10 protein-coding genes are annotated in these 4745 nt (G+C 40.3%); 9 read left to right on the top strand and 1 reads right to left on the bottom strand.

What is annotated here, in order from left to right:
- From NG798_RS26795 to NG798_RS26755, 9 genes are all read left to right on the top strand, one after another.
- The coding region (locus tag NG798_RS26795) for a DUF2927 domain-containing protein (RefSeq protein WP_261226778.1) at positions 1–667 on the top strand (667 nt) is incomplete at its 5' end.
- Positions 664–1254 (top strand): glycoside hydrolase family 104 protein, encoded by a 591-nt coding sequence (locus NG798_RS26790; protein ID WP_261226777.1) that lies wholly within the window; start codon positions 664–666, stop codon positions 1252–1254. The genes NG798_RS26795 and NG798_RS26790, both read left to right, overlap by 4 nt.
- Positions 1255–1339: 85 nt before the next feature.
- A complete protein-coding gene (locus tag NG798_RS26785; protein WP_261226776.1) occupies positions 1340–1525 on the top strand; it encodes a hypothetical protein in 186 nt (61 codons plus the stop codon).
- A gap of 100 nt (positions 1526–1625) precedes the next feature.
- Positions 1626–1913 carry a DUF2442 domain-containing protein gene (locus NG798_RS26780; RefSeq protein ID WP_261226775.1) on the top strand — a complete coding sequence of 96 codons (288 nt, stop codon included), beginning with the start codon at positions 1626–1628 and terminating at the stop codon, positions 1911–1913.
- A gap of 191 nt (positions 1914–2104) precedes the next feature.
- Positions 2105–2449 (top strand): hypothetical protein, encoded by a 345-nt coding sequence (locus NG798_RS26775; protein WP_261226774.1) that lies wholly within the window; start codon positions 2105–2107, stop codon positions 2447–2449.
- Positions 2446–2643: a hypothetical protein gene (locus NG798_RS26770; RefSeq protein WP_261226773.1), complete on the top strand. Its 198-nt coding sequence runs from the start codon at positions 2446–2448 to the stop codon at positions 2641–2643. The genes NG798_RS26775 and NG798_RS26770 overlap by 4 nt, the downstream gene beginning before the upstream one ends.
- Positions 2644–2762: 119 nt before the next feature.
- The gene (locus NG798_RS26765) at positions 2763–3629 is read left to right on the top strand and encodes a hypothetical protein (RefSeq protein ID WP_261226772.1); all 867 of its coding nucleotides are present in this window, start codon (positions 2763–2765) and stop codon (positions 3627–3629) included.
- 102 nt (positions 3630–3731) lie between these two features.
- Complete coding sequence (locus NG798_RS26760) at positions 3732–3938, top strand: toxin secretion, membrane fusion protein (RefSeq protein WP_261226771.1); 207 nt, start codon at positions 3732–3734, stop codon at positions 3936–3938.
- A complete protein-coding gene (locus tag NG798_RS26755; RefSeq protein ID WP_261226770.1) occupies positions 3919–4497 on the top strand; it encodes a Uma2 family endonuclease in 579 nt (192 codons plus the stop codon). The genes NG798_RS26760 and NG798_RS26755 overlap by 20 nt, the downstream gene beginning before the upstream one ends.
- On the opposite strand, the gene NG798_RS26750 is transcribed toward NG798_RS26755, so the two are convergent.
- Positions 4474–4680, bottom strand: coding sequence for a hypothetical protein (locus NG798_RS26750; RefSeq protein ID WP_261226769.1), 207 nt, complete (start codon positions 4678–4680; stop codon positions 4474–4476). The genes NG798_RS26755 and NG798_RS26750 overlap by 24 nt on opposite strands.
- Positions 4681–4745 lie beyond the last annotated feature (65 nt).

Genomic DNA, 4745 nt, shown 5'->3' with positions numbered 1-4745 from the left:
AATAGCTGTTTGGTATGATGCCTCCCCAACCAAATCCCAACTAAACAGCCAAGAAACTTCCACTTTTCCTGATGTAACCGCAGATAAAACATTTGAGTATTTCAAAGAAGTAGCACTAAAATCTGAGTTTGGCAGTTCAGGTAATGGGTTCATTAAGAAATGGATGGTTCCCATAAAGCTAGAGATAGCCGGTCTTCCCACTCCCGCAGATTTAGAAACAGTGGAAGCTGTCACCCGTGAATTAGAGCTACTAACTAATTTACCAATAGAATTCGTTAAACCCAACACTGGTAATATGCGAATCCGGTTTACCCCAGAAGCAGAGTTTCAGAAATTCATTCCCACTTATCAACCAGGCAATAGCGGATTCTTCTGGTTGAACTGGGATGAAACCAAACAGATAACGGGCGCGGAGATTAAAATCTCCACCACAGGGGTTACTCAAAAAGAACGTTCCCATTTAATCAGAGAAGAATTAACACAGGCGTTTGGGTTGCCGGCGGATTCTGAAAAATATCCAGACAGCATTTTTTATCAAGGTTGGACAGATATTAACCAGTATTCATCCCTGGATAAAAAGTTAATCAAAATGCTCTACAGCACACAAGTTAAACCGGGGATGAATGAAAGCCAATTAGAAAAACTGTGGAGGGAAAACCGGCTATGATAAATCCCACCGGCCTCTCAATCATCGCCATTTCCACTTTAGGATTAGCCATTATCGGTCAACCTAATCCAACACGGGCACCCACAGAAACAACTCTATCCAGTCATCCGCTATCAGAAGCAATTAAAAATGAGAATGTTAGAGCTTTTTTGCAAACAATTGCTTTTGCCGAGGGTACTGCCGGCCCAAATGGTTATCGGATGATGTTCACCGGCCAACTGTTCAATTCATTTAAAGCACATCCTAATATCAAGAATTGCTCACTGTATAAGGGTAAACCTTTGTGCAGTACGGCAGCCGGTAAATACCAAATTCTTAAACAAACATGGGACGAACTGGTAAATAAACTAAATCTCCCTGATTTTAGCCCACAATCCCAAGACTTAGCGGCTGTCCAATTAATTAAACAGGCCGGTGCATACCAAGATATTGTGGCTGGCCGGTTTGATGATGCTGTGTTTAAAGTTGCGCCTACCTGGGCATCTTTCCCCACTGCTGAAGGGAAAAGCTATTACAACCAACCATCTAAAAATCTGACGGAGTTACGCAGTTTTTATCAGCAGGCCGATGGTAAATTTAAAGAGTAATTACTTAAACACAAACCAAGAATAAACAGGTAGCGGAAGCTAAAATAAGTGAGGGGATCTGAAAACTCACGCAGGAGAATGGACAATGACCCAACCATCAATGAGCGAACAGGAACAACGCGAACTAGCAGAAATACTTGAACTTGCCAAATTAACCGAACAAAAAGCTAAAGAATTGTGCGACTTTACATTGGAAATAGACCAAAAATATGAAAAACGTTTGGCTCAGATAAGAGTTGCTGAAAAATTGAAGGCTGCCGGTCTTTCTTAAATACTCACGTCTGAGTATCCATAGCCCCTTCATCCCTCTACTCCCCCATAGCAGTCCCAGTTTATGGGGGATAGAAATTTATTTATCAGAATTATTATTTATGAAATATCCTCGGATTCTTTGGGCACAAGCTATTGATAATCGAACTTTGGTTGTAAAATTTAGCAATGATGAATTCAGAAAATACGACATTTCTAAATTGCTAGAGAAGCCGTTGTTTGCTAAACTCCATAATCCTGTAGTTTTTAAAAACTTTAGAATTGAGGAAGGTGGTTATGGGTTAGTCTGGGATGAAGATGTTGATATTAGTGAGTATGAGCTTTGGCAAAATGGCATCTCTGTGGCAGGTGGAGATGTTGTTATTCATCTTGAACATACTCATCTTTGAAATCGCTATAGTATTTTTATTACTTTGAATCCAGAAAGGGAGGAGATTGTTAAATGGATAGAATAGAAGAGTATCGGAATACTATTGAACGAGCTTTAGAAGCTCATCAAATTCTCTAAAGAGATTCTTAATACTGGTGTTGATAAGACATTAATGATATACTATCTTAGCTAAAAATACAGGTTATCTACATGGCAAGACTACCATCAGAAACGGTAACGAAGATTTTAAGTTTACAGCAACAATTCTTAGAAAAGATTGATGAAGCCGGCTTACTTGAATTTATATTATTTGAACAATTTGGCGAGACAGAAGAAACGATTCCTGAATTAGAGGAATTACAAAGTATTCGAGAAAGGGCTGATTCTTACTATTCCAGATTCTACATTATATTACGGCGCATTTATGATGCCCAGCCTGTAGCCTCTACTGATACTTTAGACCTACTTACTCGATATATCGATGAAGCTGATGCTACTATAGAAGCAGTAGAGGCAAGTATCCAAGATATCAAGAGGAACTGGAATTTACCATGACTAATCAACCCAGAATTCCTGATGCTGAGACGAGGGCACGTTCTGTTGCCCGTTTGCGTGAAGTCGTACAGCGGATGGATAGAAATATCGCAGAATTAGATCGATTTATTGCTCTTTTGGAAGCAGAAAATAATCGCAGCTTTGAAGCAGCACGCCAACGAGGGAATGCTAAACGAAAAGCTACTCAAAATTAACATCTATGTGTTGTTGGGTTATAGCGTCTGAGAACCCAACAACATATATTATTTACCGTCATTTCCCACAACTTACTCTTTTCTACTGAACTGTTGGCTCCTAAATTCCAACTTAATCCATGACTCAAGCTTTACCTAAATTTACAATAAAGCCAGGGTATCAACCACAATCTTCAGATACAACTCCTGAAGTTGATTTATTACAGTTTTGGCTATTAAAACAGCGAACGCCAGAACAGAGATTAGGGATGGGAAGCGCGATGAACCAAAATGCTCGTCGTTTTGCCATAAACTGTTTCCGCAAACGCTTTTCTAATTTAAACCAACCAGAATTTGCTCAAAAACTAGCTCACGCCTGGTTAGCAGAAGATTGTCCCCAACACTATATTCCCACCGGAGATGAAATGACTTGGATACAAGATTCGATTGCTCTGGCTGAAATTCTCCACCCAATTTTTGAAGCTTTTAATATTCCTTATTATATTACCGGCGGAGTAGCTGCTATTGCTTACGGGGAAGTCCGCACTACAAGGGATTTAGATATTGTCATTTCAGTTATTCCTGAATGCTTAAGCCCATTTATTTCAGAATTAGAACAAGCTGGCTTTTATGTGGCCGGTGTAGATGATGTAATTTCTGGCAGAATGCGAACCTTACAAATTACTCATATTCAAACAATCTCTCGTGCTGATTTAATGATTGCGGAAAATTCAGAGTTGGAACGGCGGAAGCTGGAACGACGCCAACAATATCAAATTCCGACAGGTGCAACTGTTTTTCTGGCCTCCCCAGAAGATTTAATACTTAATAAATTATCGTGGCGAAAGTCTAACTATTCTGAGAAACAATGGCGAGATATATTAGGTATATTAAAAGTACAGGGAGACTCTTTAGATAAAGCTTACCTCCATAACCAGGCTGAATCTATTGGGTTAGTGGAGGATTTAAACAGAGCTTTTATTGAGGCCGGCCTTGAAACAATCTAGCATTAGCTTTAGTTAGTAAAGTCCTGAAGAGTAATAGAAAGTAGCCATTCTTTGATAGCCATCAATCCCCAAACTCAACCCCTATACTATTAAATATGTGGAATGGAAAAAGTAATTTGTAAGACCACCAACAAAAAACAGACTAACGACTTTCAGTATTGGCAAAGTCAGCCACCCTTAAAACGCCTCGAAGCCCTAGAGCAAATTCGTCAAGAATACCACCAATATAAATACAATACTGAACCCAGATTGCAAAGAGTTTATACAATTATAAGAAGAGGCCAGGAAGATGAGCACCGGCAAAGATAACCCCCCACAGCTTACCCCCGAAGAATACTTTGTTTGGGAATCCCAGCAACTCGAAAAATACGAATATATTGATGGTCAAGTTCATGGCATAACTGGTAGTAGTGTAAATCATGGCCGTATCGCAGTCCGACTGATTACCTTATTTGTTAACCATTTAGAAGGAAGTGGTTGCGACACCGGCAACTCAGATTTGCGAGTAAACATTTGTGGTACAAATAACTATACCCACCCTGATATTAGTGTTACCTGCGACGACCGGGACAAAACCACCACTCAATATATTACTTACCCCTGCTTAATTGTCGAAGTTCTCTCTGCCGGCACAGAAGCATTTGACAGGGGCAGTAAATTTAGGATGTATCGCAAAAACCCTGCGTTGATTGACTATCTATTAGTCAGTTCCACCGGCATCCAAATAGACTTGTACCATAAGGACGAGGCAGGCAATTGGTTGATTATCAGCTACCAAGAAGGCGACACCATAGCACTTAAAAGCATTAACCTCAGCTTTCCCATTGAGCAAGTTTATCGGGGTTTAAACCTCACACCAGAAGCCTAACAGGTGCAATTTTCCAATTCCTTGATTAATCACATTGTCCACCGGCCTTTGAGGTTCCACCGGCCTTTGAGGTTCCACCGGCCTTTGAGGTTCCACCGGCCTTTGAGGTTCCACCGGCCTTCGAGGTTCCACCGGCCTGTCTAAATAAGCCCACCTTTTAGCAGTTTGTACTACCATCACCATAGAACAACAGCAAACTCATCTTAGTTATTCCCTCAAATAACTATCCAGAAAATCAGTAATCTCCT

The sequence above is a fragment of the Ancylothrix sp. D3o genome (assembly GCF_025370775.1).
Classification (GTDB): domain Bacteria; phylum Cyanobacteriota; class Cyanobacteriia; order Cyanobacteriales; family Oscillatoriaceae; genus Ancylothrix.
This window is presented reverse-complemented; position numbering and strand designations above follow the sequence as displayed.

What these genes read in the sequence shown, in the direction of transcription:
- NG798_RS26765 (WP_261226772.1), top strand. Translation starts at nt 2,763, where the DNA reads ATGACTCAAGCTTTACCTAAATTTACAATAAAGCCAGGGTATCAACCA.
- NG798_RS26760 (WP_261226771.1), top strand. Translation starts at nt 3,732, where the DNA reads ATGGAAAAAGTAATTTGTAAGACCACCAACAAAAAACAGACTAACGAC.
- NG798_RS26790 (WP_261226777.1), top strand. Translation starts at nt 664, where the DNA reads ATGATAAATCCCACCGGCCTCTCAATCATCGCCATTTCCACTTTAGGA.
- NG798_RS26750 (WP_261226769.1), bottom strand. Translation starts at nt 4,680, where the DNA reads ATGGTGATGGTAGTACAAACTGCTAAAAGGTGGGCTTATTTAGACAGG.
- NG798_RS26775 (WP_261226774.1), top strand. Translation starts at nt 2,105, where the DNA reads ATGGCAAGACTACCATCAGAAACGGTAACGAAGATTTTAAGTTTACAG.
- NG798_RS26755 (WP_261226770.1), top strand. Translation starts at nt 3,919, where the DNA reads ATGAGCACCGGCAAAGATAACCCCCCACAGCTTACCCCCGAAGAATAC.
- NG798_RS26770 (WP_261226773.1), top strand. Translation starts at nt 2,446, where the DNA reads ATGACTAATCAACCCAGAATTCCTGATGCTGAGACGAGGGCACGTTCT.
- NG798_RS26780 (WP_261226775.1), top strand. Translation starts at nt 1,626, where the DNA reads ATGAAATATCCTCGGATTCTTTGGGCACAAGCTATTGATAATCGAACT.
- NG798_RS26785 (WP_261226776.1), top strand. Translation starts at nt 1,340, where the DNA reads ATGACCCAACCATCAATGAGCGAACAGGAACAACGCGAACTAGCAGAA.